23 protein-coding genes are annotated in these 25,585 nt (G+C 62.6%); 11 read left to right on the forward strand and 12 right to left on the reverse strand.

Annotated features, from left to right (window positions below):
• Window positions 1-16: 16 nt before the first annotated feature.
• A complete protein-coding gene (locus Q0687_RS35180) occupies window positions 17-1,240 on the reverse strand; it encodes an ABC transporter substrate-binding protein (protein ID WP_298887775.1) in 1,224 nt (407 codons plus the stop codon).
• 174 nt (window positions 1,241-1,414) lie between these two features.
• Entirely contained in the window at window positions 1,415-2,347 is a 933-nt protein-coding gene (locus tag Q0687_RS35185; protein WP_298887520.1) for an alpha/beta hydrolase, read from the reverse strand.
• Window positions 2,348-2,742: 395 nt separating this feature from the next.
• Between Q0687_RS35185 and Q0687_RS35190 the strand changes: the two genes are divergently transcribed.
• The gene (locus Q0687_RS35190) at window positions 2,743-3,018 is read left to right on the forward strand and encodes a hypothetical protein (RefSeq protein ID WP_298887521.1); all 276 of its coding nucleotides are present in this window, start codon (window positions 2,743-2,745) and stop codon (window positions 3,016-3,018) included.
• Between the two features lie 47 nt (window positions 3,019-3,065).
• On the forward strand, window positions 3,066-5,216 hold the full coding sequence (locus Q0687_RS35195) for a methyl-accepting chemotaxis protein (RefSeq protein WP_298887522.1): 2,151 nt from the start codon (window positions 3,066-3,068) through the stop codon (window positions 5,214-5,216).
• 48 nt (window positions 5,217-5,264) lie between these two features.
• On the opposite strand, the gene Q0687_RS35200 is transcribed toward Q0687_RS35195, so the two are convergent.
• Complete coding sequence (locus tag Q0687_RS35200) at window positions 5,265-6,245, reverse strand: AraC family transcriptional regulator (RefSeq protein WP_298887523.1); 981 nt, start codon at window positions 6,243-6,245, stop codon at window positions 5,265-5,267.
• A gap of 365 nt (window positions 6,246-6,610) precedes the next feature.
• Window positions 6,611-7,108, reverse strand: coding sequence for a hypothetical protein (locus Q0687_RS35205; RefSeq protein WP_298887524.1), 498 nt, complete (start codon window positions 7,106-7,108; stop codon window positions 6,611-6,613).
• 296 nt (window positions 7,109-7,404) lie between these two features.
• On the opposite strand from Q0687_RS35205, the gene Q0687_RS35210 reads away from it, so the two are divergent.
• The 4 genes from Q0687_RS35210 to Q0687_RS35225 all read left to right on the forward strand — a co-directional run bounded on the left by Q0687_RS35210 (window position 7,405) and on the right by Q0687_RS35225 (window position 12,315).
• Window positions 7,405-8,880 carry an extracellular solute-binding protein gene (locus tag Q0687_RS35210; RefSeq protein ID WP_298887525.1) on the forward strand — a complete coding sequence of 492 codons (1,476 nt, stop codon included), beginning with the start codon at window positions 7,405-7,407 and terminating at the stop codon, window positions 8,878-8,880.
• Between the two features lie 9 nt (window positions 8,881-8,889).
• Complete coding sequence (locus Q0687_RS35215; protein WP_298887526.1) at window positions 8,890-10,047, forward strand: sugar ABC transporter permease; 1,158 nt, start codon at window positions 8,890-8,892, stop codon at window positions 10,045-10,047.
• A gap of 86 nt (window positions 10,048-10,133) precedes the next feature.
• On the forward strand, window positions 10,134-11,228 hold the full coding sequence (locus Q0687_RS35220; protein WP_298887527.1) for a carbohydrate ABC transporter permease: 1,095 nt from the start codon (window positions 10,134-10,136) through the stop codon (window positions 11,226-11,228).
• Between the two features lie 85 nt (window positions 11,229-11,313).
• Window positions 11,314-12,315, forward strand: a complete 1,002-nt coding sequence (locus Q0687_RS35225; protein WP_363324040.1) for an ABC transporter ATP-binding protein — start codon at window positions 11,314-11,316, stop codon at window positions 12,313-12,315.
• 74 nt (window positions 12,316-12,389) lie between these two features.
• On the opposite strand, the gene Q0687_RS35230 is transcribed toward Q0687_RS35225, so the two are convergent.
• Together Q0687_RS35230 and Q0687_RS35235 are read right to left on the reverse strand one after the other, a co-directional pair.
• Complete coding sequence (locus tag Q0687_RS35230; RefSeq protein WP_298887529.1) at window positions 12,390-14,039, reverse strand: S53 family peptidase; 1,650 nt, start codon at window positions 14,037-14,039, stop codon at window positions 12,390-12,392.
• A gap of 367 nt (window positions 14,040-14,406) precedes the next feature.
• Entirely contained in the window at window positions 14,407-14,814 is a 408-nt protein-coding gene (locus Q0687_RS35235) for a DUF3606 domain-containing protein (protein WP_298887530.1), read from the reverse strand.
• Window positions 14,815-15,102: 288 nt separating this feature from the next.
• On the opposite strand from Q0687_RS35235, the gene Q0687_RS35240 reads away from it, so the two are divergent.
• Window positions 15,103-15,243 (forward strand): hypothetical protein, encoded by a 141-nt coding sequence (locus tag Q0687_RS35240; RefSeq protein WP_167353997.1) that lies wholly within the window; start codon window positions 15,103-15,105, stop codon window positions 15,241-15,243.
• On the opposite strand, the gene Q0687_RS35245 is transcribed toward Q0687_RS35240, so the two are convergent.
• The 3 genes from Q0687_RS35245 to Q0687_RS35255 are packed head-to-tail and all read right to left on the reverse strand — an operon-like array spanning window position 15,240 to window position 19,042.
• Complete coding sequence (locus tag Q0687_RS35245; protein ID WP_298887540.1) at window positions 15,240-16,820, reverse strand: ATP-binding protein; 1,581 nt, start codon at window positions 16,818-16,820, stop codon at window positions 15,240-15,242. The two genes, Q0687_RS35240 and Q0687_RS35245, sit on opposite strands and share 4 nt — an antisense overlap.
• Window positions 16,817-17,521, reverse strand: a complete 705-nt coding sequence (locus Q0687_RS35250; protein ID WP_298887543.1) for a response regulator transcription factor — start codon at window positions 17,519-17,521, stop codon at window positions 16,817-16,819. The genes Q0687_RS35245 and Q0687_RS35250 overlap by 4 nt, the downstream gene beginning before the upstream one ends.
• A gap of 12 nt (window positions 17,522-17,533) precedes the next feature.
• Complete coding sequence (locus tag Q0687_RS35255) at window positions 17,534-19,042, reverse strand: DUF4173 domain-containing protein (protein WP_298887545.1); 1,509 nt, start codon at window positions 19,040-19,042, stop codon at window positions 17,534-17,536.
• A 189-nt stretch (window positions 19,043-19,231) separates the two neighbouring features.
• Between Q0687_RS35255 and Q0687_RS35260 the strand changes: the two genes are divergently transcribed.
• The gene (locus Q0687_RS35260; protein WP_298887548.1) at window positions 19,232-20,575 is read left to right on the forward strand and encodes a glycoside hydrolase family 3 N-terminal domain-containing protein; all 1,344 of its coding nucleotides are present in this window, start codon (window positions 19,232-19,234) and stop codon (window positions 20,573-20,575) included.
• A gap of 53 nt (window positions 20,576-20,628) precedes the next feature.
• On the opposite strand, the gene Q0687_RS35265 is transcribed toward Q0687_RS35260, so the two are convergent.
• Complete coding sequence (locus tag Q0687_RS35265) at window positions 20,629-21,510, reverse strand: LysR family transcriptional regulator (RefSeq protein ID WP_298887551.1); 882 nt, start codon at window positions 21,508-21,510, stop codon at window positions 20,629-20,631.
• Window positions 21,511-21,607: 97 nt separating this feature from the next.
• Between Q0687_RS35265 and Q0687_RS35270 the strand changes: the two genes are divergently transcribed.
• Window positions 21,608-22,285 carry a peroxiredoxin-like family protein gene (locus Q0687_RS35270; RefSeq protein WP_298887553.1) on the forward strand — a complete coding sequence of 226 codons (678 nt, stop codon included), beginning with the start codon at window positions 21,608-21,610 and terminating at the stop codon, window positions 22,283-22,285.
• Window positions 22,286-22,288: 3 nt separating this feature from the next.
• Here Q0687_RS35270 and hydA read toward each other — a convergent pair whose 3' ends face one another.
• Window positions 22,289-23,743 carry a dihydropyrimidinase gene (gene hydA / locus Q0687_RS35275; RefSeq protein WP_298887555.1) on the reverse strand — a complete coding sequence of 485 codons (1,455 nt, stop codon included), beginning with the start codon at window positions 23,741-23,743 and terminating at the stop codon, window positions 22,289-22,291.
• 95 nt (window positions 23,744-23,838) lie between these two features.
• Entirely contained in the window at window positions 23,839-24,447 is a 609-nt protein-coding gene (locus tag Q0687_RS35280) for a TetR/AcrR family transcriptional regulator (RefSeq protein ID WP_298887556.1), read from the reverse strand.
• Between the two features lie 101 nt (window positions 24,448-24,548).
• On the opposite strand from Q0687_RS35280, the gene Q0687_RS35285 reads away from it, so the two are divergent.
• Window positions 24,549-25,244, forward strand: a complete 696-nt coding sequence (locus Q0687_RS35285; RefSeq protein WP_298887558.1) for a PspA/IM30 family protein — start codon at window positions 24,549-24,551, stop codon at window positions 25,242-25,244.
• A 40-nt stretch (window positions 25,245-25,284) separates the two neighbouring features.
• On the forward strand, window positions 25,285-25,560 hold the full coding sequence (locus Q0687_RS35290; protein ID WP_128954061.1) for a YiaA/YiaB family inner membrane protein: 276 nt from the start codon (window positions 25,285-25,287) through the stop codon (window positions 25,558-25,560).
• Window positions 25,561-25,585: the final 25 nt, after the last annotated feature.

The following is a 25,585-nucleotide window of genomic DNA, read 5'->3' on the forward strand; positions in this document are numbered from 1 at the left end:
GCCATGACGAGAATCCTCACCGTGCCGCCCCTTCCGTGAACGCCGTTTCGATCACCGCCCCAAACGGCTGCCATGATCGGCCGTCGAATTGCACCAGCCGCATCTGCTTGATCGGCAGATAGCTGTCAGGCGACGTATTCATCCGGATGTTCGGCAGCGCGACGGAGGGATGGAAGTCCCGCAGCGATGCAGCCTGACGCATGATGTTCTCGCGCGAGACATCGTCGCCGCATTGCTTCAGCACCTGCGCCAGCGCCTCGGCCGCGGCATAGCCGTAGAGCGCCGCGCTGCTGTTGGCGCTTTCGACCTGGTAGAACTTGTCCATGAAGGCGAACCAGCTCTTCATGGCCGGATCGTCCTTCCAGGCCGGATCGCTCGGATCCTTCAGGAATGCCGCCGAGATCACGCCGGCCGAATTCTCCAGCCCAGCGGGCGCCATCGCGTTGGCGATCGAAGCGGAGGCATCGTTGACGATGAAGACTGGATGCCAGTTCAGCGACGCCGCGAGGCCGATCACCTTGGCCGCCGTCGACGGCACGCCGAGAAACACGAAGATGTCGGCGTCCGCGCGCTTGAGGATCGCGACGTGCCCTTCGAGATGCTCGTCGTTGATGTCGAAGGCGACGTCGACCAGGACATGACGGTTCAGATCGCCGAGACCTTCCTGGATGCCCTTGTAAAGCATCCGGCCGAACTGGTCGTTCTGCCAGAGCACGACGATCTTCTTCCGGGGATAATAGGCCTGGATGTAGTTGGCGTAGATGCGCCCTTCCGAGCGGTAGGGCGGCTGCCAGCCCATGGTCCAGGGAAACGCCTTGGCCTGGCTCAGCTCCTCGTCGCCGGAGGCAACGAACAGCTGCGGGATCTGCTTCTCGTTCAGGTACCGGCGCGTGGCGAGATTGCCCGGCGTGCCGAACGAGCCGAACATCAGCTGCACGTCGTCCTTTTCGACGAGGTCGCGGGTCAGCTGCAGCGCGGCTGCGGGATCGGAATTATCGTCGCGGCTGATGAAGCGGATCGTGCGACCGTTGATGCCGCCGCGCGCGTTGATCATGTCGAAATAGGCCGCTTCTGCCTTGCCGATCGCGCCGAATTCCGAGAGCGGTCCCGAATAGGGCACGATGTTGCCGATGCGGATTTCCTTGTCGGAACTGGGCTGGTCCGAACGCTGCTGCGACATCGCCCCGAGCGAGGCGAGCGCGGCGATCGAAATCAACAGCAGTCTGCCGGTGACGCGCATGCTCGACACCTTGTCGTTGGCCCCCAACGAACTCGGCTCGTTCCACACCCAGGCAGGTTGATCTAGGTCAAGCGTTTGGCGAAGGTATGGCGTGGTCGCCTGCTTCGGAGCAGTCTCGGCGGCCGGTCCAAAACGGCAAGCGTATTGACGTTGCGGGAGCTTGAATGCCGCTCGCTACGGCAGCCCCCGTGCTTCCAGCTGATGCACCAGCAGCAGCGTCGGCTCGGCGAGGCTGTCGCCGGAACCGTCCAGCCCGAATGCGGCGGCAATGCCGTCGTGGCCGCGCAGCAGGGTTGCGCGTGGGCAGTGGCCGGCGCCGCAGAGCGTCTTCTTCAGGGTCTCGCCTTGCGCCACGACGTTGGCGGGATCGTTGGCGGCCCAGGCCAGCACGATCGGCTCCTCGACATTGAGGATGCCGGGATAGACCGAGCGCTTGTCGTATTGCGCGGCCTCGTTACCGAGATAGGCCTTCTCGCTGTCGCTGGCGTCCTTGCCGGCGCGGTAGACGCCCGAGACCAGCACCACGGCGGCGACGTCGGCGCGGTCGGTCTGGAGCTCGGGATGCGCCAGCAGGCTCGCGACATGGAAGGCACCGGCGCCGTAGCCGACCGCGACGATCTCGCGCGCGTCGCCGTTGAACAGGTCGATATTGCCGTGGACCCAGGACAACGCCGCCGCCACGTCGGTCGCGGCCATCGGCCAGGTCGCGGCGGGCGCGAGGCGATAATTGACGCGCACGCCGATCATGCCGTTGCGCGCCGCAAAGCACATCGCCTCGTCCTGGATATCGTGGGACAGGTCCGGCGCCCCGCGGTCACCGGTGAAGGTGTCGCCCGCCACGAACAGCAGCACCGGCCGCGGTGTATCCGCCTTGGTCTCGGCGCTGGTCGCGACATCGAGCACATTGGCTTCGCTGTCGCCATAGCGCAGGCCGCGCGAGAAGGAGACCTGCTCGCACAACCGCGCGACGCCGCCGGCCGTGGTGTCGCTGTCGGTGAGGCCTGCCAGGACCAGATCGGATGGGGCGGCAGGTCGCACCGGCGTCACGCCCTGCGCCGAAGCTGCCGTTGCGGCGAGAAGGAGGAAAAATAAGAGGAAGTTCTTCATGTCACCGCCGGCCTTGCGTTCCTTTATGGCTCGCGCGTCGGGCCTGTCTTTTCAATTCGCCTTATTAGTTAGGCTCCTTTGGGCAATTTCACGGCACGTCGGCTCGTCCTTCCCAGGGTTCGGTCGCCACCAGACCGAGGCGCCGTCCATGCCGTGCGGTGCGCTTCTTCCGATGACGGCAGAGCAGAGCCGCCTCTCGATGCGTTCCCGGTTGCCGATTTTCGACAGGCTCGTTAGCTCCGTCTTATGAAACCGATCCTGTTACCGTCAAACGTCATAGTCGGCTTAACGCGCGTGTCAGAATCCGGCCAGAGTGTCGTAGATCGGTCAAATACCCTGATAACTCGATTCGTATACTAGCGATCCCGACGGATCTTTCGCCGCGGGAGAATAGCATGTCGAACATCATACAGTTTCGCGCGCAGCGGCATGATCTCGATACGTCGATCGCGCGTTGCGATTGTTCTGCCGAGACCAAGTCTGCCGCGTTGCGTGCGAGCGCCCGGATTGCGCTGAGCTCGCTGGCTCGCCAGTTCGAGCTGGCGATCGCGCACGCAAGCGAGATCGAACTGTGCATTCACGATCTGAAAAAGCGGCGGGAGTTTTCGGACCAGATCAAGCGGACGCGGCATCTGCTCGACGTCGTCCATCTGAAGATCATGCAGATATAGCCGCGCCGACCCGCGCCTTTTGTACCTACACCCCCGGAGATTAGACGATGCGTACCAATTTGCCTGTCACCGCCACCGAGTATCCCTTGACGGACGAGACGTTGATCGTCTCGAAGACCGACCTCAAGGGCAAGCTGACCTATTTCAACAATCAGTTTGTCGAAGCGTCCGGCTTCACCGAGCAGGAGCTGGCCGGCCAGCCGCACAACATCGTGCGGCACCCCGATATGCCGCCGGAAGCCTTCGCCAATCTCTGGGAAACCCTGAAAGCCGGCAAGCCCTGGGCCGGCGCAGTGAAGAACCGCCGCAAGAACGGCGATTTCTATTGGGTACTGGCGAGCGCGACGCCGATCTGGGAGGAAGGCCACGTCGTCGGCTTCATGTCGATCCGCACCAAGCTGCCTGCGGACCAGCGCGAGCAGGCCGAACGCGTCTACGCCGCAATCCGGGACAAGAAGGCGGGTGGCTTCAAGATCGAGGCCGGCATGATCCGCCGGCGCTCGCTGTTCGAGGTCTTCTCGCCATTCACGCGATCCCTGAAGGCGCGACTGGTCTCGCTGATCGGCGTCCTGTCGCTGTTCATGATGATCATCGGCGCCGCCGGATTGACCGGCATGAGCCAGGTTAACCGGCACGCCCAATCGATCTACGAGGACCGGTCGGTGCCGCTTGCCCAATTGTTCGAGATCAACGATCGCATGAAGGAGAACTCGCTCGCCATCCTCCGGTCCGCGGTCGAAGCGCGCATCGGCCGCGTCTCCTCGAACGCGCAAGGCGTGGTTGCCGCCAATGCCGGCCGGATCGACCGGCTGTGGTCGGACTACATGGCGACCTATCTCACGCCGGAGGAGAAGTCGGTCGCGGAGTCGTTCGCGCCGAAGCGGATCGAATATGTCGAGCGTGGCCTCAAGCCGGCGCTCGCCATGCTGGCCGATGGCAAGCTCGATGAGCTGAACGCACATATGACGGGCAAGGCTGCCGAGCTCTTCGGCGCCGCCAAGGCCGACATGGATCGGCTGGTTGCGATCCAGGTCAAGGAAGCAAAGGCGGAATACGATGCGGCGGAAAGCGCGTTTGTCGTCGCCAAGGTGATCGCGATTGTTGCTATGTGCCTGGGCTTGCTCGCCGGCGTCCTGCTGTCATGGGGAACAATTCGCGCAATCACGCGTCCTCTTGCGCATCTGAACGCCATCATGTCGAAGATCGCCCAGGGCGTTTTCAACAGCCGGGTCGATGTCGAGCGTGACGACGAAGCGGGGCTGGCATTGCGTGCCGTCCAGGCGCTTCAGGCCAAGCTCGGCTTTGATCGGGAGGCACAGCGGGATCTGGAGAAGCGGGCTGCGGACCAGCGGCGGATGGACATGCGCAGGATGGCCGGAGAGTTCGAAGCCGCCGTGGGCAATATCATCGAGACGGTCGCGTCCGCCTCCACCGAGCTCGAAGCCGCTGCGGGCACGCTGACCGGCACGGCGGAATCGACGCAACAGCTTTCAATTGCCGTCGCGGCGGCATCGGAAGAGGCGTCGACGAATGTCCAGTCCGTGGCGTCGGCGACCGAAGAGATGTCATCCTCGGTGACCGAGATCAGCCATCGTGTCCAGGATTCGGCCAGGATGGCGGCGGAGGCGGTCAATCAGGCCCGGCAGACCAACGACCGTGTCAGCGAATTGTCGCGCGCGGCGGGGCGGATCGGCGATGTCGTCGAGCTGATCAACAGCATCGCGGGACAGACCAATCTTCTGGCGCTGAACGCGACCATCGAAGCCGCGCGTGCCGGCGATGCCGGCCGGGGCTTTGCCGTCGTGGCCTCCGAAGTCAAGGCGCTGGCGGAGCAGACCGCGAAGGCCACCGGAGAGATCAGCCAGCAGATCACCGGTATTCAGGTTGCAACACAGGAGTCCGTCGCGGCGATCGAGACGATCGGAGCAACGATCGGAAGCCTGTCCGAGATATCGGCGGCGGTCGCGGCGGCCGTGGAGGAGCAGGGCGCTGCGACCCAGGAGATCTCCCGAAACGTGCAGCAGGCTGCGAAGGGCACGCAGGACGTATCGTCGAACATCAGCGACGTGCAGCGCGGCGCGTCGGAGACAGGATCGGCGTCGTCCCAGGTGCTGTCCTCGGCGCAGTCACTGTCGGTCGAGAGCAATCGGCTGAAGACGGAAGTCGACAAATTCCTGGCGACCATTCGCGCGGCCTGAGCGGCGTTCGGGTCGAATGCCGGTCGCGGCGAAAGAACGCCGCGGCCGCTACAGTGCTGAAGAAGCGCGCTTCAAGGTTTCAGACGGCAGTTCGCCGTGGAGCCGCAGATAATCGGCGGCAAAGCGACCGACATTGTGAAAGCCGCAGCGGAAGGCAACGCCGGTCACGGTGGTCGTGTCGATCGGCGAGCGCAGGAATTCTGCGGCCCGTTGCAGCCGCACCCGCTTGGCGAACTGGGCGGGTGATCCCTTGCCGGCCCGCGCGAACTCGCGAAACACCGTGCGTACGCCGACATTGGCGACGCCGGCGATTTCGTCGAGATCGATCGGCCGGCTCCAGTTCGCCTCGATGAAGGCCTCGATCCTGGCGACCACGCTGTGCCCGGCGCTACGCGGCTCACGCCTGAGCAGATCCGAGAAATTGTGCTCGTGACCCAGAAGAAACCTCACAATGAGATTGCGCTCGAGCTCGGCTCTCGCAAGCGGCGAATATTGATCCGCAAACGTCTCCAGCTCCTCGGCGAGATGGAATACCTGCCGCCTGAACAGCGCCATGCTGGATGGATCGGGATCGGATTCGGACAGTTCAAGCCGTCGGTCGCTTGCGTCGCCGGCAAGAGCCTTCATAGTGCGTTCGAGCGCCAGCGTGTCGATGCGCAGGACCAATTGCCGATAGTCCTCGCCAAACTCAAGTTGCAGCCGGGAATGTCCGGGGACAATTGGTGTCCACGCGCCGATCGGACTGCTGCCGCGCGAGGTTGTGAAGCTCGCACGGCCCTGGATGGAGAAGAATTGCCGGATGAAGTTCGCCTCGGGAAAACTCACCGAGACCGGAGAATCGTAACAGCAAAAGCCCAAACCGACGACCGTCATCCCGGCGTAGTTGGCGCGGATGCCGAAGTTTCCACGTCCCTTGTCGAAGCCGTCTGCGCCGTAAACGCTGAACAGGCGGTCGCGTGCGAGCTCGCTGTCGCGCGAATGCACGACCTCGTACTTGTCGAGATAAATGACGTCTTTTGAACCCGGCAAACGAAGCATCCGAAAATACACGCGCAAACTTACGTATTCGCTCCGACTGCGCTACCAATCTCGAATTGCAATGTTCGTGGGGGTGTCGCATCGCTCGACGCCAGAGCCGGATGTCGACGGTATTCCGATCGCGTTGCGCTCTTTTGGCGCATGTCGAAAATCAGCAACATGACGCTGTGCGGATGTTACTGGCAGAATCTGGATGGTGATGAGCTCGCGCCGAGGCATTATGGAGTCCGCTCAGGCAGAATTCGTCTACAACAAATCCGGCCGGTGATTTCAGGGCCCGGCTCGAGCGAGCAGTGCCGCCTGGCGATGATATTGCGTCAGCGCGGCGCTGTTCCTTTGTCCATCCGTTCGGGGAGTCAATTCGCCGGCTGGAACGTGCAATCCGCCCCGCTGCCGTCCTTCTGCCTGATGGCGTTGGGGTCGATCGTGCAGCTCAGTTTGCTCAGGCTCTCGAAATTTGATCCCGCCGCGCCATCAGGTGGAATGCCTGCCAGCGCCTCGGTCGCGAAGATCTCGTTGGCGGTGGAACCATTCACGGTTCTGACCTTCTTGCCGAATGTCACCTCGCAATTGCGGACGGTGATGTCGACATTGCCGGTGCGGCAGACGATCTTGTCTGCGGTCACGACCACAGGCTTCTTGTACGGGATATCGGCATTGGCGGCGAACAGCATCGCCACTGCCCGCTTCTCGGCGCCAGACAGGGTCGGCGACAACGGCGCGATCACGCCGGCCAGCGCCAGCGCGGTGGAGCCCGAGATCTTGGAGGGCGCGGCGCCAGATGCGCCCGCGACGTGAGTAGCGCCGGCGACGAGCATGGCGCCGGCGAGGCAGGCCGGCATCGTGATTTTCATTTGGCGTCTCTCCTCTCCGATCACGGCTTTTCCGCCGCACTGCAGCCGCAGCCTATGACAGATTTTCCACCAGGGGGAGAGCTATAGGTAAAGCCTCGGGAGAGCCGAACATGGCGAGGTGACCTGATGGATGCCTAGGCATGCCCGCCGCCGGCGTGCTGCGCTTGCACACAAGCGCCGGGTTGATTCAATCATAAATTGAGAGCGCGCAGGCTTTTCCGGACAGCGAAATGCTGTAGGCTACGGATCGCGAGCTCATGCTCGCCACTTCAAAAAGACGTACACGGGAGGGACCTATGGACATTCGGAAGCTCGCGGTAGCTGCCGCGTCGGCTGTCGCCTTGTGTGGATTATCGGACGTCGCCTGTGCCGGCCAGTATGACGGCGTCACAATCAACATCCTGACGCGCCCGGGACCCGTCATCGCTGGCGCAGTGTCCCAGCGCGGAAAGGAATTCGAGAAGCTGACGGGCGCCAAGATCATCGTCAATGAAGTGCCGTATGCCGAGATCTTCCCGAAGGTCCAGCAAGACTGGTCCACGGGAACGAATTCCATTGATGTTGCCGTCTTCGCCGCCGGCTGGGGCGTCGAGCTCGCAGCGGCGGGGTTGCTCGAAAATCTCGATCCCTACATCGCGAAGGATGGGAAGATCGACGTCCAGGACATCGCACCCTATTTCCGCGAATTTGCCCAGAAGATCGGCGGGCATACGATGGTGATCCAGGTCGATGGCGACTTCCAGATGGTCTATTACCGGAAGGACGTCCTGGAAAAGAACAATCTGCAGCCGCCCAAGACCTGGGACGACTATCTCGCCATCGCCAAGGCGATCAACGGCCAGGATATGAGCGGCGACGGCAAGCCAGGCTACGGCTCCTGCATCTTCAAGAAGCGCAACGCTCAGAGCTATTTCGCCATACAGACGATCGCTTCGACGATCGTCCAGACCCAGGGCACGGCCCAGGGCTTTCAGTTCGACAACGCTACAATGAAGCCCCTTATCAACAATGCCGGCTGGAAGAAGGCCTTTGAACTCTACAAGGAGACGTCAAAATACGGACCGCCTGAAGAGCTCAACATGGACATCGGCGACACCCGTGCCTTGTTCAAGTCAGGTCGTTGCGGCCTTCTGATCGAATGGGGCGATCCGGGCCCGCTCCAGCTCGAAGACGATGCAAAAGGGATCAAGAACAAGCTCTACGCCACCAATGTGGGTTCGAAGGAAGTCTTGGACCGCAAGACAGGCAAGCTTGTTCCGGTCAGCAAGGAAACTGCGCCGTATGCGATCGACGGCATCAACTATGCTCCGTTCTCGGCCTTTGGTGGCTGGGGCGGCGCCGTCAACGCCAAGTCGGATCCCAAGGTGAAGCAGGCGGCCTACGACTTCCTGTCGTACATAAGTCAGAAAGAGCAATCCAACGTCGACGTGACCATGGGGTGGACGGGCTTCAACCCATACCGCCTCAGCCAGCTCAAGAGCACGGACCTCTGGGTGAAATCCGGCATGGATGAGGGCCTTGCCAAGAACTACATGGGCGCCATCAACGATGCCCTCAACAACCCCAACATGGCTTCGGACCTCAAGATTCCCGGTGCGCAGCAGTACACCGGGGTCGTTCTCGATACTGAGCTGGCGCGCTACATGGCTGGCGAGATCACGGTGGACGAGGCCTTGAAGAACATCGAGGCCGGTTGGGACAAGATCACCAAGGACTTCGGCTCCGACGAGCAGATCAAGCAGATGGCACTCGCTGTCGGACCTGCAAAGTGAGCGAGCTTGATGTCTGATGGGACCGCTACGAGCCAGCCGGGGATTTCCCCGGCTGGACTTTCTCAGGGTGAAAGCTGGGGCGAGTGGCTTGACCGCCATTCGAGAACATTCTTCATCGCTCCGGCTGTGACGCTTGTCCTGCTCTTTGCGATCTTGCCGACCTTCTACACGGTCGTCTTTGCGATCAGCCATGTCAGGTTCTCGGCCACCGGCCTCAAATTCCGGATGGTCTGGCTCGAGAACTTCGCGGCCCAATTTACCGGCAACCAGCAGGTCCACTTCCTCGGCCGCTTCACCAGCATGAGCATCGCCGGCTGGCTGTTCACCGCAGTGATTGCCGGCGCTTTGCTGTGGTGGCTCTATCGCGCCGTCGCCGGGGGCGCCAGCTGGGTTGGTCTTGCCGGACGGCTGATCAGCGCTGCCATGGCTATGTTCATTGCGCTGCTCTTCGCCGCCACCCTGCTCTCGGGCAATCAGTGGGGCACGCTGCTCAATACCCTTTTCTATGTCGTCGTCGGCTGCTCCATCCAATTCGTCATCGGCTTGATGCTGGCCTTCCTGTGCTCGCAGCCCATTATCGGCAAGAATTTCTTCCGGGTGCTGTTTTTCATCCCCCTCATGATTACCCCGCTAGGTGTAGGCTATGCCTTCAAGATGATTCTGGATGTGACCAAAGGTCCGTTCCAGCCTTTCTGGCAATTTGTCGGTCTCGGGAATTGGGCGTGGTCAACCGACGCCTGGGCCGCCCGCTGGTTCGTTATCCTGGGGGACTCATGGCAATGGATCCCCTTCATCTTCATCGTCTTGCTGGCCGCTCTGGAGAACGTGCCGAAGGATCATGTCGAGGCCGCCCAGGTCGATGGTGCCTCCAGCTTCCAGATCTTTCGCGAAATTACCTGGCCGCAGATCCTTCCAGTCGCGGCAACCGTCATGCTCATTCGCATGATCGAGGCGTTCAAGATCGTCGATCTGCCGAACATCATGACATCAGGAGGGCCCGGGATAGCAACCGAGTCGATGACACTGCATTCGCTGTTTCTATGGCGCGCCAACAACATGGGGGATTCTGCCGCGGTGGCGTATCTTCTGCTGATATTGACCGTCGTCGTGTGCTCTTCGTTCTTCAACTATGTGGTGGTCAAGCGGTTACGTAAGGCGCGGGCATGAGCGGGGCGCCTCACATGAATCTCAAGAACCATCGCACGTTTAGACAGAGGCTGTTCGAGCCGCCTGCCGTGGGCAAGATGTCCCTTATGGCCAACCTCGCGGCCTGGACCATCCTGTCGTTCTGGTCGCTGTTCGTGCTGTTTCCGATCTATTGGGTGGTCATTACCGCATTCAAGGATGCCGTGACCGTCAATAACGGGCCGTTCTTCATCCCTTTTGTTGATTTCCAGCCGACGCTCAAGGGGTGGACCGCACAATTCGCAACGGACCCCTATTGCGATGCCTATTCCGTCGGCCGCCAGCTTGTCCTGCTGGTCTACAATCTGTTCGCCTTCATTGTTTCGCCTGTTATCAAGATCGAAAGAATGGAGCCGCAGATTTGCAAGGTCTACCTTGCCTATACGAATTCCTTCGTGATCAGCTTCGGCGCCACCGCGCTTTGCATTGCCGTCGGCTCCATGGCGGCCTACGCGCTGGCGCGCATGAGCTACAAGCCGAAGTTCGGGAATATCGTGGTGTTCGTGCTGCTGGCCCTGTCGGCCATCATCGCTTCCAATTATTGGGAAGTTCACTGGACGATTTCAACCTCCGTTGCCCTCGCCCTGTTCTTCCTTCTTGCCCGCACGTTAGGACGGCGTTTCAAGTCGACGCTCGGAAATGACGACATTCTGTTCTGGATCGTATCGCAGCGCATTTTGCCTCCGATCGTCGTCATCATTCCTGTTTACATGATGTTTCAGTCGGTCCGGATGATCGATACGCACTTCGCGCTCATCATCGTCTATGCGGTCGCCAATCTGCCGATCGTCGTTTGGCTCATGCATGATTTTTTCGCGAATCTCCCCATTGAGCTGGAAGAATCGGCCCAGCTCGACGGCTCATCGCGTTTCGAAATATTCTGGGACATCGTGTTGCCCTTGACCCGTCCGGGGCTCGCCGCAACCACCCTGCTGACCCTCATTCTCAATTGGAACGAGTATCTCTTTGCGATCTTCCTCACGACTGCGCGAGCCTTGACCATGCCGATCATGGTTGCCGCCAAGAACACGGGCGAGCGCGGCATTCTGTGGTGGGAGATGTGTGCCATCATCATGATCATGATCCTTCCGGTGATCATCATGGCCATCGTGTTGCAGCGCTATATCGCGAGGGGCGTCTTGCTTGGTGCGGTCAAGGGATGAGCGGATGAACAACACGATTTCGGCCGCCGCTCGCCAGGTCCCGGTCCGCTTCGACAAGGTGCGTAAATATTTCGGCGCTGTGAAGGTGCTCGAGGAATTCGATCTGGAGATCGCGCCGGGCGAATTCCTGGTTCTGCTCGGCGCTTCCGGCTCGGGAAAGACCACCGCCCTGCGCATTCTCTCCGGCCTCGAGACGGCCAGCGCCGGGCGCGTGCTGATTGGCGACCGCGATGTGACCGACATCTTGCCGAAATACCGCGACATCTCGATGGTGTTTCAGTCCTACGCGCTTTATCCGCACAAGACCGTGGCCGAGAATATCGGCTTTCCGCTCAAGGTTCGCCGCATTCCCGAAGCCGAACGCACCGCCGCGGTCAAGGAGGCTGCCGCTCAGGTTCAACTCCAGCCTTTGCTCGACCGCTACCCCCGAGAGCTATCCGGAGGCCAGCGTCAGAGGGTCGCGCTGGCGCGCGCCATCATCCGTCGCCCGTCGGTGTTTCTCATGGATGAGCCGCTTTCGAATCTCGATGCCAAGCTTCGTGGTCACATGCGCGCCGAACTGAAGCACATGCAGCAGGCGCTGGGCATCACGACCATCTATGTGACTCACGACCAGATTGAAGCCATGACCCTGGCCCACCGGGTGGCGATCCTGGAAAAGGGAGTTCTGCAGCAGCTCGACACGCCCGCGAATACGTACAACAATCCTGCCAATCTGTTCGTCGCCCAATTCATCGGCTCACCGCCCATGAACATGATCCATGGGACTCTGGACGGCACAGCCTTCATGGGCCACGGAGCCCAGCTGATGTCATCGGTGTCGGGCAGAATCGCCAAGGCCGTCCTCGGCGTGCGGCCTGAAGACTGCTCGATCGTCGAGCACGACAAGGGCGATCTGAAGGGCGGAATTTACGCCAACGAGTTGATCGGCGACCACACGCTTGTGACGGTCAAAGTCGAAAGTGACTTCATCGCCGTGAAGGCCCCCAAGCAGTTTGCCGGCAGGCAAGGCGAGCGCATCGGCGTTTCGCTGACGCCGTCACGCACATTCGTCTTCGATGCCGCAAGCGGCCTGCGTGTGCGCTGAGCGGGCGCGACGAGGGCGGTCCCTTTCAGTCTTGCGCAGGCGGACGATCGCCCGCCTGCGCAAGAGCTGATTGGCTAGCTGGTCGGGCCGCCCTGAAGCGCGCCGAGAAGCTTGGCGCCGTCAGGCGCGCCCCAGCCGGTGCAGGCATCCCATCCCGGCCCCGCCTTGTATTGCCCGCCGAGCAGACCGTCGGTGTCGTTGTTGCCGACCGTGATGTCGCGCAGCACGCCTGCTGGCCCGAACTTGGAATAGAGCAGGGCGTTGAAATTGCCGGACCGAGCGCCGTTCGCCGCATTGATCCGCGCAATCAGGCTGGCCCAGAGCGGAGCGGATGCGCTGGTGCCGCCGACGATGCCGAGCTTGCCGCCCGACATGGTCAGATAGCCCGTTGCCGGATCGGCGTTGGCCGCGACATCCGGGATCGCGCGACCGGCAAAATGCTTGGGATTGATCGACTTCGGTACGATGCCTTGCTGCCAGCTCGGGACGGGTGTGATGTCGCTGACGCCGCCGCCGGTGCCGCTGCCGGGTCCGTCGTTCCAGACGGTCTCCGTGACCTGCACCTGCTTCTTGGCGTTGGCGCGCGCATGCAGGGTGGTGCCGCCCACTGCCAGCACGTAGGGGCAGGTTGCGGGGTAGTTCACATGCGCCCGTCCGTCCTGCATCTGCGCTTCCGAGCCATCGTCGCCGGTGGAGACGCAGAACGTGATGCCGAGATGCGCCGCCGCGAGGAAGCTGTGGTTGCAATGGTCGATCGCCGCCGGTGACCAGATCACGCCGCTATTGTTGAAGTCCTGGTTCTCATCCCAGCCCCAGCTGATCGAGACCACCGAGGGATCGTTGACGGAATCGCTGACGACCTTCGCCAGGCAATCGACCAGACCCTTCTCGTCGAAGGTCGAGAAATAGGTGGCGATCTTGGCACCGCCGCCAAGCGCGCCGGCGACGTCGACATCCAGCATCACCTCACCGGTGGATTCCGGATCGCCGGACGGATCGGTCGAGACGCCGTCGACCGCGACGACGGCAACATCAGGCGCGGGAACGCCGATCTTGGCGAAATAAGCCGCCACGTCGGGCGTCTCCACGCCGCCGCCGAATTCGAGCAGGCCGATGCATTGCTTGCTCGCATCGACCTTGGGGAAGTCGTAGATGCCCGCAAGCTCGGTCGGAATGAACCAATGCCGCACTGAGCTCGCGAAATCCGGCTTCGCGCTGCTCGCCTGATGGCGCGAACGGCGGAGCACACGGTGGTTGTTCAGGCCGAACACGCCGGTGATGGCATCGCCGACCTCGGGGGGGACATGCACCGGGCCGGTGCGGGCGTGGAAGTCGCCGAGATGAGGATGGGAATAGTCGAACAGCGTGACGCCGAAGGCGTCGCTGACGTCGTCGACCGTCCCGGCGATGCCGAGCCGCGCAGCGGCGGGCTCGTTACGGGTGACGACGAGCTTGTGCGCCTTGGCGAAATCCTCGATCGACTTGATGGCCTTGGGATCGGAGCCGTAACTGTTCGCGAGCTGGTCGCGCGTCATGTACTTGCGATCCTTGGGGAGCTTCTTGTCGAGATCGGACAGATCAGGCAGGTCGGCGGATCGCTTGACGCCCAGTGTCAGCTCGATCCAGCGCTGGCCGTTGGTTCGGCGAAGCGCTTTCGAGCCTGTCGGCAGTTGATGGATGGAGTTGGGAAGCTCGACCATGTGGGGTGTTGCACTAGGGGACATAGTATTTCCTCCTTGTACGGGGTTGGCGCGCTGGAAAACTTGGATTGCGGACGCGGGTCCTGTTGGTTCGAAAGCGTTCAGGTGTTCGAAAATGGATCGCACTGTGCCGGCAGAAAAAGCCGGCAAGAAAAATATGCCAAACTTAAAATAGTAATTTGACGGAATGCATCCTAACAGCGGAGCGATGATACGGCAAAGACGATCGCGTGATGCCCGTCTCACGATTGCGTCAGATTATCGCAGGCACGACGCATCGATGCGCCAACTGATCTGACGTAGTTGGCTCATCGCAATCGCAGCGCGTGCACGAGAACGCGATGCACGCCGGCTGATGCGTCTGGCTGGATGAGAGGTAAGGGAAGAAGCTCTAGCTGGCCTTCTTCCGCTTCGTCGTCTTCTTCGCAGCTTTCTTCTTGGCCGCCTTCTTCTTCGCCGCCTTCTGGGCGGTCAGATAGGCCTCGACCTTCCTGGAGGAATGACCGGCGGCGGCGACGGCGGCTTTCAACCTGGCCGGTGTGATCTTGAACTTCTTCGACCAGTAGCGGACTTCGTAGGCTTCGCCGAGCGCGATCCGCTTCTTGTCGGCGGCGCGGTGCTTCTGGAGCTTGATGTACTCTTCGACCTTGCCGGCGGAGTGGCCGACCTTCTTGACGGCATATTTCAGCTTGGCCGGGGTCACCTTGAATTTCTTCGACCAGTAGGCGACTTCATATCTCTCGGTGAGCGCAATCAGCTTGCGGTCCGCTCCGCCCCGCTTGGTCTTGTCATCGGCCATGCTTCTCTCCTGCCCTTGCTCCAGCCCTTTGCAGCTGCGTGCATCCAGTCTAGCACGCTATCGGATTTTGCTGTGCAAGATGCCGGATGCGTGGCGGTCGCGCGAATTGGTAGTTTTGCCGCGTCAGCTCAAATGGTTGGGGAGCGCGACGCAGGCTCGTCTCGGCCAGGTCGCTCTACTTTGCATGGGGTTGTTTTCGACTTTTTTGCCATTCGCGCGTCCGTGATGGAACCTAATCGCAGCTGGTGCGACTTATCCATGACACGCGGACAAACGTGCGAGGCTGTCATGGCAGATAAGCATACCGCCGATCCGGCAGAGATCATGCGGGCGACCGGTCACCCTGAGCTGGAATACGCCGCCGGCTGGACCATCGCCGGTCTCGTCACCATCGGCACCATCGTCGCCGCCTGGGTGTTTGCGATCTAGGCCGTGGGAAACTGAAGTTCGAAGGCGACGCCGTCGTCGGTCGGCTTGAGCCTGATCGAGCCGCCATGGCTCGCCATCACCGCGCGCGCGATCGCAAGCCCCATGCCGGTACCGCCCTGATCGCGGCGGGTCGTGAAGAACGCGTCAAAGATCCTGTCGCGATTCGGCGCCGAGATCGGCTCGCCGTCATTGCTGACCGTCAGCCGCAACGTCGTCCGTTCGTCCAGCGCCTCCAGCCTAATTGTCCCGGCTTTATGCCGCATCGCGTTGTCGGCGAGGTGCGACAGCACGATCAGCGCCTTCTCGCCGGACATGCCGATCGGCCGGTCGAGACTGCCGCTGGCCTCGATGGCGCTTTCCGGAAACCGGCTCCTGAGGTCGGCGATCACGGGCGCGAGCTCGGTGCGCTCGTTCTGCGGCAGGCTTTCGGCACGCGCGAGCTCCCGCAGCCGCTGCGCCATCGCCTCCAGCCGTTGGGTGTCGGAGAGGATGTTGGCAATGAAGGTTCGCTGCTCCGATGAGGTCAGGCCCTTGTCCTGAAACGAATCCTGCAGCAGCTCGGCCGCGCCCTTGATCGAGGTCAGCGGCGATTTCAGCTCGTGGGTGAGATGAGCCGAGAATGTCGCGATATAGTCGGAGCGCCGCGCGAGTTGCTCGGCCATGCCGAGGAAACTCTGCGAGAGCTGGGCGAACTCGCGCGTGCCGTAGTGCCGGAGCGGCTCGAACGCCTCGCGGTCACCGCGGCCGATTCTGGAGGCACGATCGATCAGCTCGCGCATCGGCAGCGTGATGGTGCGCGAGAACACCAGGCCGATTGCGATGGTGCCGAGGATTACCGCGAGCCCCGCCAGCACGAACTTGACCCGCTCCTGGTAGAGAAGGTCAAAGATGTTGTTCGGCGTCCGCGTGGTGTAGATCACCCCGGCAACGCGGTTGTTGACGATGACAGGCATCGCCGAGAACACGTGCACGCCCAGCCCGCGGCTGAAGGAATAGATTGGCGGCGGCGGCTTGTCGGGCACGCGGTTACGCAAAGTCGCGCGGTACTGACCGTGCAGCGCGTCCGACACTTCCTCGATATGGACGAGCGACTGCCCGACCTCCTGCCGCCCGGCGATCACCACGCCTTGCGGATCGAGGATGCGAAACCCTGCCAGAGTCACCTTCTGCGTCTCGCGGATGATCGGTGTCAGCTTTGCGCCGATCTCGACGTAAGCCTGCTGCGCCGGCTGCGACGCGGGCAGCGCGTCCGGCCTCCGGCGCAACAGATCATTGGCGGTGAGATCGAGCGCGGGCCGGATCGGCGTGAACTGGTCGCCGGGATCGGGCAGCACGTCCGGCGGCACCTCGGCGCCGAGCGTCAGGCCGCTGTCGAGCCGTGCTGTGACCTCCTGGGCATAGATCGTCGCCAGCACGCGGCTCTGCGCGATCAGCTCGGCCTGGGTCTGGCGGATCAGCTGGTTGTCGTAGAGGCGGAAGAAGAACAGGCCGACCAGCGGCAGCACGGCGACGGTCGCGAGCACCGCGAAGATCACGAGCCCCAGCGACGGCCGCCATTTGTCAGGCGGAACGCTCATGCCTCTTTCTCGCAGCGGCCGAGCTTGAAGCCGACGCCGTGGATGGTCTCGATTACGTTGTCGCAAGCCAGCGCCGCGAGCTTGGCGCGGATGTTGCGGATGTGGCTGTCGATGGTGCGATCGGAGACCTGGATGTTGAGCTGATAGGCCGCGCGCATCAATTGCTCGCGGTTGAACACCGAGGTCGGCCGGGTCAGGAATGCGCGCAAGATGCCGAACTCGATCGCGGTCAGCTTCAGCGGCGAGCCGGCAAAGATCGCGACATGTTGTTCCGGATCGATCAGCAGGCCGCCTTGCGACAGCGCGCTCGGACCGGCCTTGGTCTCGCCATTGCGAGGCGCGAGCCGGCGCAGGATGACGTTGACCCGCGCCACGAGCTCGCGCGGGCTGAACGGTTTTGTGACGTAGTCGTCGCCGCCGATCTCGAGGCCGAGGATGCGGTCGATCTCCTCGTCGCGTGCCGACAGGAACAGGATCGGCACGTCGGAGCCTTTGCGGATCTCGCGGCAAACATCGAGGCCGTCGAACTCCGGCATACCGATGTCGAGCACGATCAGATCGGGCTTGTCCGCCGCAAAACGGAGAAGCGCCTCCTTGCCGTCGCGGGCCTCGATCACGTCCATGCCCGCTTTCTTCAGCGCAACGCGGATGACTTCGCGGATGTGGCCCTCGTCGTCGACGATGAGAATGCGATGCGCCAACGATCTCTCCGCTCACCCTGCCGGCTGACTGCTGGACCGGCCAGTTGCCTCGGCATCCAGCCGACGCTGCAGTCTCCAGCTCCGAAAGCCCCATGCTCGCCAGGTCAGGTCCTGGCGCTGCTTTTCTACAAGCTGATCGCGCCATCCGACAAGATTGACGAGCTTGGCGTCGGAGCGAAGCGGTATCACCTTGGCGATTGCCGGCAGAGCCTGTGGTCCAAGTTGCGTCAGATAATAGTCGTCGATCGACCTGCCCTTGCCGGAAATTTCCAGACTATGGGCTACATTATAGTCGGCGATGAATGCATCGAAGTTCACCAGCGCGCAGGTATAAAGAACCATCGTTAACGCGATCAGATTGGCGCCGACAAGCCAGCCGTTAGACCGGTTGAGGGCGATGCGGGCGACGATCAGGACCAGCCCGAGCGCCACCAGCCCCATCCAGATGAACGCCGCGATTCGCCAATAGGTCAGCATGTAGATGTCCACGTAGAGATCGAGGCGGAGGATGGAGGAGGCGACCAGCAGCACGTTCTGCCCCACCCAGAGATAGACCAGCGGGCGGATCACGTTTGATTTCTCGGCTGGTCCGCCTGGGCGCATCGCGACCAGCACGAAGGCGGCGGCGAGCAGCGCAGTCGCGATCAGCGGATAGGCGCCGCGATGGGCGTAAGCCGCATAAGTCATGTTGGCCGGCAAGGCCACATGACCCCAGAGATAGAGCCCATCGAGAACGGACTGCGCCGCGAACAGCAGGTTGAACAGGATCAGCGAGCGCAGGATGGTGGAGGCGCCGAGGAATTCGACCGAGATCACGAGCGGTAGCGGCGGCGGAACGGGCGCATCGGCGACATCTGTGACGACAGGCGTCCTGCGCCGCCAGCGCAGGTGGATGAATGGCCAGACCAGCGCCACCATCATGGCCCAGAACAGCACGCGCGGGGCGCTGACATATTCAAGAATGACATTCGGATTGAGCAAGGACACCCATTGTTCGATCACCGGATTGGCTGCGGCGAACAGGGCGACGAAGACGGCGCCGAGCGCTGCCGGCAGCAGCCAAAGCGCGATGCCGCGGGTAAATGCGGAGACGTTGAAAACCTGCAGCGCTTCGAGGAAGACCCTGAACGGGCCGAACAGAAAGAAATTGCGCAGCGCGCGGGCGCGCTCGGCGAGCCCGGTCGCTTCCGGATTGGTTGCAAGCAGCAGCGCAATGGCCAGCGCCATCACGAGAATCAGGAAGGACAGCGTGTTGAGCTCCTCGATTGCCAGCATCAGGCCAATGACGAGAATGACTGCGCCGATCGCGGCGCGACGCAGGTCCAGCACAGCATAATTGAAGAGCATCGACATCAGGACCGTTGCGATCGCAAACAGCGTCAGCGACAGTCCGATCCGATCGCCATAGAACAACCAGTCGGCAAGCGCGGCCAGTGCCAGCGCGCAACCAAGCTTGGCTGGAATGGAGGAATGCCTGATCGGCCGGAGGTCCGCCGCGATCGTCGAAGCCAGGCTCGTCATGTCAGGAGCACCTTTCGTGATGGGTGGCAGCACGAAATCTGCACGGCTCATGTGCAGAAACCGGGATCAACGTCTGCATGGTTTCAGGAGTCTTTTGCAGATTTCGTGCAGAGGCGTTTTTGCATCTCGCGCAACGCAGATTGCTTTGATAGGTGCGGATCACCAGCCACTGCTTGGACGTCTTGCATCATGCAATTCCTGCGTCGTACCGGCCTCCTCTTGCTGTGGTGTGCTGCACCTCTCGTCGCGTTTGCGGCTGCAAACAAGAACGATCCTTACCTGGTCCCGCTGCGAGGCGGTGGAAACATCGCGCTTGTTATCGCGAGTATCGCGATCGTCGTCATCCTGCTGCGCAAGGGCCATTGGAGCCGCTTGCCCGGCAAGCTGCTTGTCATGTTGTGGTGCTTGCCGCCGATGCTGATGGCGGTGGCGCATCTGAGCTTCGAGTTGCGCAGGCACGACGTGCTCAGAGCTGAGGTGGCTGAGGCGCGTCAGCTCGGACCTCACTTCATGGTCGGCTATTCCTCTTTTCCCGAGGTCGCGCGCCTTGCCGAGCAGGGCTTGATCGGCGGCGTCTACGTTACTCGGCACAACATCCGTGGCCGATCGATCGATGCGCTGCGTACCGAGATCGCGGCGCTCCAGGACAAGCGCCGTGCCGCCGGTCTGCCGCCATTGATCGTCGCCGCAGACCAGGAGGGCGGCATCGTCGGACACCTCGCGCCCCCACTGACCAAAGTGCCGGCGCTGGCGACGCTCGCCGGGCTTGCGCCCGACGACCAGCAGGCCAAGGCAGAAGAGTTCGGCCGCATTCACGGCCGCGAGCTTGCCGGCCTCGGCGTCAACCTCAATCTCGCGCCCGTGCTCGATCTCAAGCCGCCGCAGCGGCGCAACCGCCTCGACTTCCACACGCTGATCGGCCAGCGCGCGATTGCGACCGATCCTGCCGTTGTCAGCACGATCGCCACCGCCTACGTGCGGGGCCTCGAAGAGTCCGGCGTCGGTGCCACGCTCAAGCATTTTCCGGGGATTGGTCGCGTGCGCACGGACACGCATCATTTCAGCGCCAATCTCAGTACGCCGGTCAGGGAGCTGGAAGCGACCGACTGGCTCCCGTTCCGCGAGGTGCTGTCTCGGTCGCACAGTGCGCTGATGGTCGGCCATGTCACGCTCACCGCCGTCGATCGCGATCGCGCCGCCTCGCATTCGAAGCGCGTCGTCGACGGCATCATCCGCGAGAAGTGGAACTATCAGGGTATCGTGATGACCGACGATCTCGTGATGGGGGCGATCTATCAGCATGACGTCTGCAAGGCCGTGGTCGAGGCCATCAACGCCGGCGTCGATCTGCTGCTGGTGGCCTATGACGGCGCGCAATTCTACCGGATCTTTGGCTGCGCGCTCGACGGATCGCGGCAAGGCAAGCTCGATACGGCTGTGCTGCGTGCAAGCGCGGCGCGGCTGGAACGGGGCTTTCCGATCGAGCAGGCGCGAAAGGCGTCAAGCGCTGTCCGCGTCGTCGAAAAGAACTAGCTTTTGCGAACTGGCCATAAGCGCTTCAATGTGCCGCAAGCGGCGGCCGGCGTCTATTTCAACGCCTCCGCCAGGAAGTCGACCAGCGCGCGGACCTTGGTCGAGGGGCGCGGACCCGCCGGAAAGACGGCGTAGACGTCGACCGGCGCGAGCTTGTAGCCCTTCAACAGCGGCACCAGCGCGCCCGCTTCGATTTCGGGGCCGGCCATCACAGGCGATGTCATCGCAATGCCGAGCCCAGCCAGCACGCTCGCGAACACGCCGGGGCCGGAATCGGTGGTGATACGGCCGCGGACGTCGACCGAGGTCTCCGCGCCGTTGCGGCTGAACGACCATGTGGTGCGGCCGAACAGACCAGGACCGAAGATGCAGTCGTGCGAGGCGAGATCGGCCGGCGTCTTCGGAGTGCCGCGCGTCGCGAGATAGGACGGCGAGGCGACGAGAAAGCGCGGCAGCGTGGCGAGTTTGCGCGCCCCGAATCCGGAATCGTTGAGCGGGCCAAGGCGAATGGCAACGTCGGTGCCTTCGGCAACGAGGTCGTGCCGTTCGTCGGCCACTGACATTTCGACGCGCAGCTGGGGATGTCGCGCGAGGAATTTCGGCAGACGCGGAATGATGTGCCTGGTGCCGTAGACGATCGGCATGGTGATGCGCAACGTGCCGCGCAGGGAGTCAACGCCTCGGGCAGCGTTCTCGGCATCCTCGATGTCGGCCAGCAGGTCGCGCGCACGCGTCAGGAACAGCGCTCCGGCGTCGGTGACGGTGATTCGCCGCGTGGTCCGCAACAGCAGCTTGACACCGAGCCGCGTTTCCAGTTCGCCGATGATGCGGGACACCGAGGGTTGCGACAGACCGAGCTCACGGGCGGCCTTGGAAAAGCTGCCGCTCTCGGCCGCCCGAACGAAGACGGCCAATTCCTGAAGACGATCACTCATTTGAATCCCAAATAAATGTTCTTCATCGAGGCGATATACCCCTTCAGCAGCAAATGATCCAGATAGGGCGAGCCAACAGCAACCGATGGAGCTTCTCATGGCCCTGCAAGACAAACTCGATGCCCTCAAAGCCGACTTCGAAGGCGGCCGCTTTCCCCTCAAGCCGACCAAGGAGGCGCTGAACACGATGCATCGCGCGACCGCGGACCTGATCGCGAGCGGCCAGGCACAGCGCGCCAAGAAGGCCGGCGAGGCGGCGCCGGATTTCATCCTGAAGGACCCCGACGGCAAGCCCGTCTCCTCGCGCGATCTGCTCGCGAAAGGGCCACTGGTCGTGTCCTTCTATCGCGGCGTCTGGTGTCCTTACTGTAACCTCGAGCTCCAGGCGCTTCAGGAGGCGCTGCCGGAGATTGCGGCGCGCGGTGGCAACCTCGTCGCGATCTCGCCGCAAACCGCGCCGAACAGCCGCAAGTCCGAACGGGACAACAAGCTGTCGTTCCCGATCCTGAGCGACGTCAGGAGCGAAATCGCCGACGCCTTCGGTATCCGCTTCGCGCTAACTGCGGATCTCGTCTCGCTCTACAAGTCCTTCAAAAACGATTTGCCTGCTTTCAACGACGACCCGGCCTGGGTGCTGCCGATGCCCGCGCGCTACGTCATCGGCCGCGACGGCATCATCGCCTACGCTGAAGTGAATCCGGACTACACACACCGTCCCGATCCGTCCGAGCTGCTGCCGGTGCTCGAGCGGCTGCGCGCGAACAAGGCGGCCTAGCCCTTACGGCGTCACCGCTCCGCGGCTGACGGCGCGCGGGGCGGTCAGCTCTTTCCAGGTCGAGTTCGCCACATGCACCGGCGAGAAGGCTGGACGCTCGACATAATGCCCATCGCCCGTCTCGGCACGCAGATCGCCATCCTTCCACACGATGCGGCCCCGCGAGAGCGTCGCGGCTGCGGTGCCGGTGCAGGCAAAGCCTTCGAACACGTTGTAGTCGATCCGGCTCATCTGCCGCTTCGCGCTGATGGTCTTGGTTGCCTTCGGATCCCAGATCACGAGATCGGCATCCGAGCCGACGGCGACCGCGCCCTTGCGCGGATAGATGTTGAGGATGCGGGCGATGTTCGCCGAGGTCACCGCGACGAACTCCTCCTTGGTCAGACGGCCTGTGGCAACGCCTGCGGTCCATAGCAGCGCCAGGCGATCTTCGAGGCCGCCTGTGCCGTTCGGGATCTTCCTGAAGTCGTCGAGGCCGAACCGCTTTTGCTCCGTGGTGAATGCACAATGGTCGGTCGCGACCACTTGCAGCGAGCCGGACTGCAAACCCGCCCACAAGCTGTCCTGATGCGACTTGTCGCGGAACGGCGGCGACATCACGCGCTGCGCGGAATGATCCCAGTTCTGGTTCTGATATTCGCGCTCATCGAGCAGCAGATGCTGGATCAGCGGCTCGCCATAGACGCGCTTGCCTGCGGCCCGCGCGCGTGCAATCGCCTCATGCGCCTCGCGGCAGCTGGTGTGCACGATATAGACAGGTGTGCCCGTCATGTCGGCGATCATGATGGCGCGGTTGGTGGCTTCGCCTTCGACTTCCGGCGGCCGTGAATAGGCATGCCCTTCCGGGCCCGTGACGCCGCGCGCGATCAGCGCCTCCTGCATCAGCGCAACGACATCGCCGTTCTCTGCATGCACGACCGGCATCGCGCCGAGATGGGCGCAGCGCGCGAACGAGTTGTAGAGCTCGTCGTCGTTCACCATCAGCGCGCCCTTGTAGGCCATGAAGTGCTTGAAGGTGTTGATGCCGTAGGTTTTGACCACGGTCTCCATCTCGTCATAGATCTGCTTCGACCACGACGTCACAGCCATGTGGAAGCCGTAGTCGGAAGCCGCCTTCTCGGATTTGTGCGGCCATTCCTGATAGGCCGCGAGCATCGACTGGCCGGGATCTGGCAGGCAGAAATCCACCACCATGGTGGTGCCACCGGTCAGCGCCGCTTTCGTGCCGGATTCGAAATCGTCGGCGGTGACGGTGCCCATGAACGGCATTTCGAGATGGGTGTGGGGGTCGATGCCACCGGGAATGACATAGGCGCCGCCGGCGTCGATGATCTCCGCGCCCGTCGGCGCTGCAATCGATGCGCCGATCGCGACGATGCTGTCGCCCTCGATCAGCACGTCCGCACGGCGCGAATGATCATGATTGACGACGGTGCCGCCGCGGATGAGGAGGGACATGGGAACTCCGAAAGGAGAGGGGGGAGGACGGCGAAGCTAAGCACACCGGCCGCGATGTGACAGGCGAAATTTTAGTCACCTCGCTCTCCCGGCCTCTACGCCGCCCGCGCGATCATTCCGTCGATCGTCGCGCGCACGAGGCCCGCGATCTCCTTGCGCAGCGCCGGTAGCGGCACGGCGACCAGCTTCTGCTCCAGTCCGAGGGCCACCATGCCGTGCACCGCCGAGAACAGGCTGCGCGCGGTGATGCCGAGCTCCTCCGCACCTCGTTTGGGAAACAGCGCGGCGAGCGGCACATAGATGTGCTTGAACAACTGCATCTGATCGTCAACCGACCAGTCGGGCACGATCTTGTCGGCCTCCATACGGTGCTCGAACAGCGCGCGCCAGAGCTCGAGATTTTCCGCGGCGAAATCGCAATAGGCGATCGCGATCCGGACCAGCCGCTCCTGCGGCGAGGGCTCGCCGGCACCCTCCGCGGCGTCGAGTGCATCGTCCAGTCGATGCAGCGTGCGCGAGCCGACCCGCAGGATCAGCTCGTCCATGTCGGCGACGAGATTGTAGACCGCCCCGTTGGCACAGCCGATCTCGCGGGCGAGATCTCGGGTTTTCAGGCCCGCCAATCCGCGGTCCGAAATCATCCGCTCCGCCGCCAGGATCAGGTCGGCTCGTAATTTCTCTCGACGTTCCAGTGCTTTAGACATTTGTTAACCGATAGTGTGAGCATTGCTCAAGTTTATCTTGAGCGACGCTCAAGATATGCTACAAAGCATCAGTGAGCAATGCTCATAACAGGGAGCAAGCAATGTTCAAGACCGTCGTTACACTTTTCCGCGGCAGCGTGGCCGCCGCCGGCGAGGAGCTGGAGGACCGCGCGGCCCTGCTGATCCTCGACCAGCAGATGCGCGATGCCGCCGCGGCCGTCGAGCGCAGTAAGCGAACGCTGGCGCTGGCGATCGCCCAGGACCAGCAGGAGGGCCGCAAGCTCGAAACCACTGTCGCCCGGATCGCGGATCTCGAGACGCGCGCGGTCGCAGCTCTGGATGGTGGCCGCGACGATCTCCCCAAGGAAGCCGCTGAAGCCATCGCTGGCCTCGAGGCTGACCGTGACGCGGCGTTGACGGCGAGGGCGTTGTTCGCAACCGAGATCGCCCGGTTGAAGCGCCATGTCGCGAGCGCGCAGGCCCGTATCACTGAGCTTGATCGCGGCCGCCGTGTCGCGCGAGCTTCCGAAGCGGTGCGCTCGCTCCGTCGCAGCGGCATCGAGGCGGCGCGCCCTTACGAGTCTACGCTGCCCGAGGCCGAGAGCACTTTGCGGCGTCTGCGCGAGCGGCAGATCGAAGCCCAGGCCGCCGATGACGCGATGGTCGAGCTCGATGCGGCCACCGGCCCGCTCGCAACCGCCGAGAAACTCGCCGAGCAGGGCTTTGGCCCCCGCCTCAAGACAACCGCGGACGACGTGCTGGCGCGGCTGAAAGCCAAGCGCACCCCGACCGCCTGATCTCAAACTCACTCATCATCAGAACCAACAGGAGACGACCATGAACCAGAACGGCCAACCCCACAGCGGCGCCTGGGTGACCTTCACTTACGCGTCCTTCGCAGCCTCCGCCTTCCTCGTCGCCCTCGGCGTCTTCTTCCTGCCGATCGATCTCTGGATGAAGGGTTATCTCACCATGGGCATCGTGATGCTGATCCAGACCTGCGTCACCCTGACCAAGACCGTGCGTGACAACCACGAGAGCAGCCGCCTCGTGAACCGGATCGAAGACGCCAAGGCCGAGCGGCTGCTGATGGAGGTCTCCAAAGCCGCGTAAGCGGAGAAACATGGGAAGCGGGGCG

This window comes from uncultured Bradyrhizobium sp. (assembly GCF_936928535.1).
Taxonomy (GTDB): Bacteria; Pseudomonadota; Alphaproteobacteria; order Rhizobiales; family Xanthobacteraceae; genus Bradyrhizobium.

Coding starts and splice junctions, on each gene's coding strand:
- Q0687_RS35180 (WP_298887775.1), bottom strand. CDS start 1,240: ATGCGCGTCACCGGCAGACTGCTGTTGATTTCGATCGCCGCGCTCGCC.
- Q0687_RS35185 (WP_298887520.1), bottom strand. CDS start 2,347: ATGAAGAACTTCCTCTTATTTTTCCTCCTTCTCGCCGCAACGGCAGCT.
- Q0687_RS35190 (WP_298887521.1), top strand. CDS start 2,743: ATGTCGAACATCATACAGTTTCGCGCGCAGCGGCATGATCTCGATACG.
- Q0687_RS35195 (WP_298887522.1), top strand. CDS start 3,066: ATGCGTACCAATTTGCCTGTCACCGCCACCGAGTATCCCTTGACGGAC.
- Q0687_RS35205 (WP_298887524.1), bottom strand. CDS start 7,108: ATGAAAATCACGATGCCGGCCTGCCTCGCCGGCGCCATGCTCGTCGCC.
- Q0687_RS35210 (WP_298887525.1), top strand. CDS start 7,405: ATGGACATTCGGAAGCTCGCGGTAGCTGCCGCGTCGGCTGTCGCCTTG.
- Q0687_RS35215 (WP_298887526.1), top strand. CDS start 8,890: ATGTCTGATGGGACCGCTACGAGCCAGCCGGGGATTTCCCCGGCTGGA.
- Q0687_RS35220 (WP_298887527.1), top strand. CDS start 10,134: ATGGCCAACCTCGCGGCCTGGACCATCCTGTCGTTCTGGTCGCTGTTC.
- Q0687_RS35230 (WP_298887529.1), bottom strand. CDS start 14,039: ATGTCCCCTAGTGCAACACCCCACATGGTCGAGCTTCCCAACTCCATC.
- Q0687_RS35235 (WP_298887530.1), bottom strand. CDS start 14,814: ATGGCCGATGACAAGACCAAGCGGGGCGGAGCGGACCGCAAGCTGATT.
- Q0687_RS35240 (WP_167353997.1), top strand. CDS start 15,103: ATGGCAGATAAGCATACCGCCGATCCGGCAGAGATCATGCGGGCGACC.
- Q0687_RS35245 (WP_298887540.1), bottom strand. CDS start 16,820: ATGAGCGTTCCGCCTGACAAATGGCGGCCGTCGCTGGGGCTCGTGATC.
- Q0687_RS35255 (WP_298887545.1), bottom strand. CDS start 19,042: ATGACGAGCCTGGCTTCGACGATCGCGGCGGACCTCCGGCCGATCAGG.
- Q0687_RS35260 (WP_298887548.1), top strand. CDS start 19,232: ATGCAATTCCTGCGTCGTACCGGCCTCCTCTTGCTGTGGTGTGCTGCA.
- Q0687_RS35265 (WP_298887551.1), bottom strand. CDS start 21,510: ATGAGTGATCGTCTTCAGGAATTGGCCGTCTTCGTTCGGGCGGCCGAG.
- Q0687_RS35270 (WP_298887553.1), top strand. CDS start 21,608: ATGGCCCTGCAAGACAAACTCGATGCCCTCAAAGCCGACTTCGAAGGC.
- hydA (WP_298887555.1), bottom strand. CDS start 23,743: ATGTCCCTCCTCATCCGCGGCGGCACCGTCGTCAATCATGATCATTCG.
- Q0687_RS35280 (WP_298887556.1), bottom strand. CDS start 24,447: ATGTCTAAAGCACTGGAACGTCGAGAGAAATTACGAGCCGACCTGATC.
- Q0687_RS35285 (WP_298887558.1), top strand. CDS start 24,549: ATGTTCAAGACCGTCGTTACACTTTTCCGCGGCAGCGTGGCCGCCGCC.
- Q0687_RS35290 (WP_128954061.1), top strand. CDS start 25,285: ATGAACCAGAACGGCCAACCCCACAGCGGCGCCTGGGTGACCTTCACT.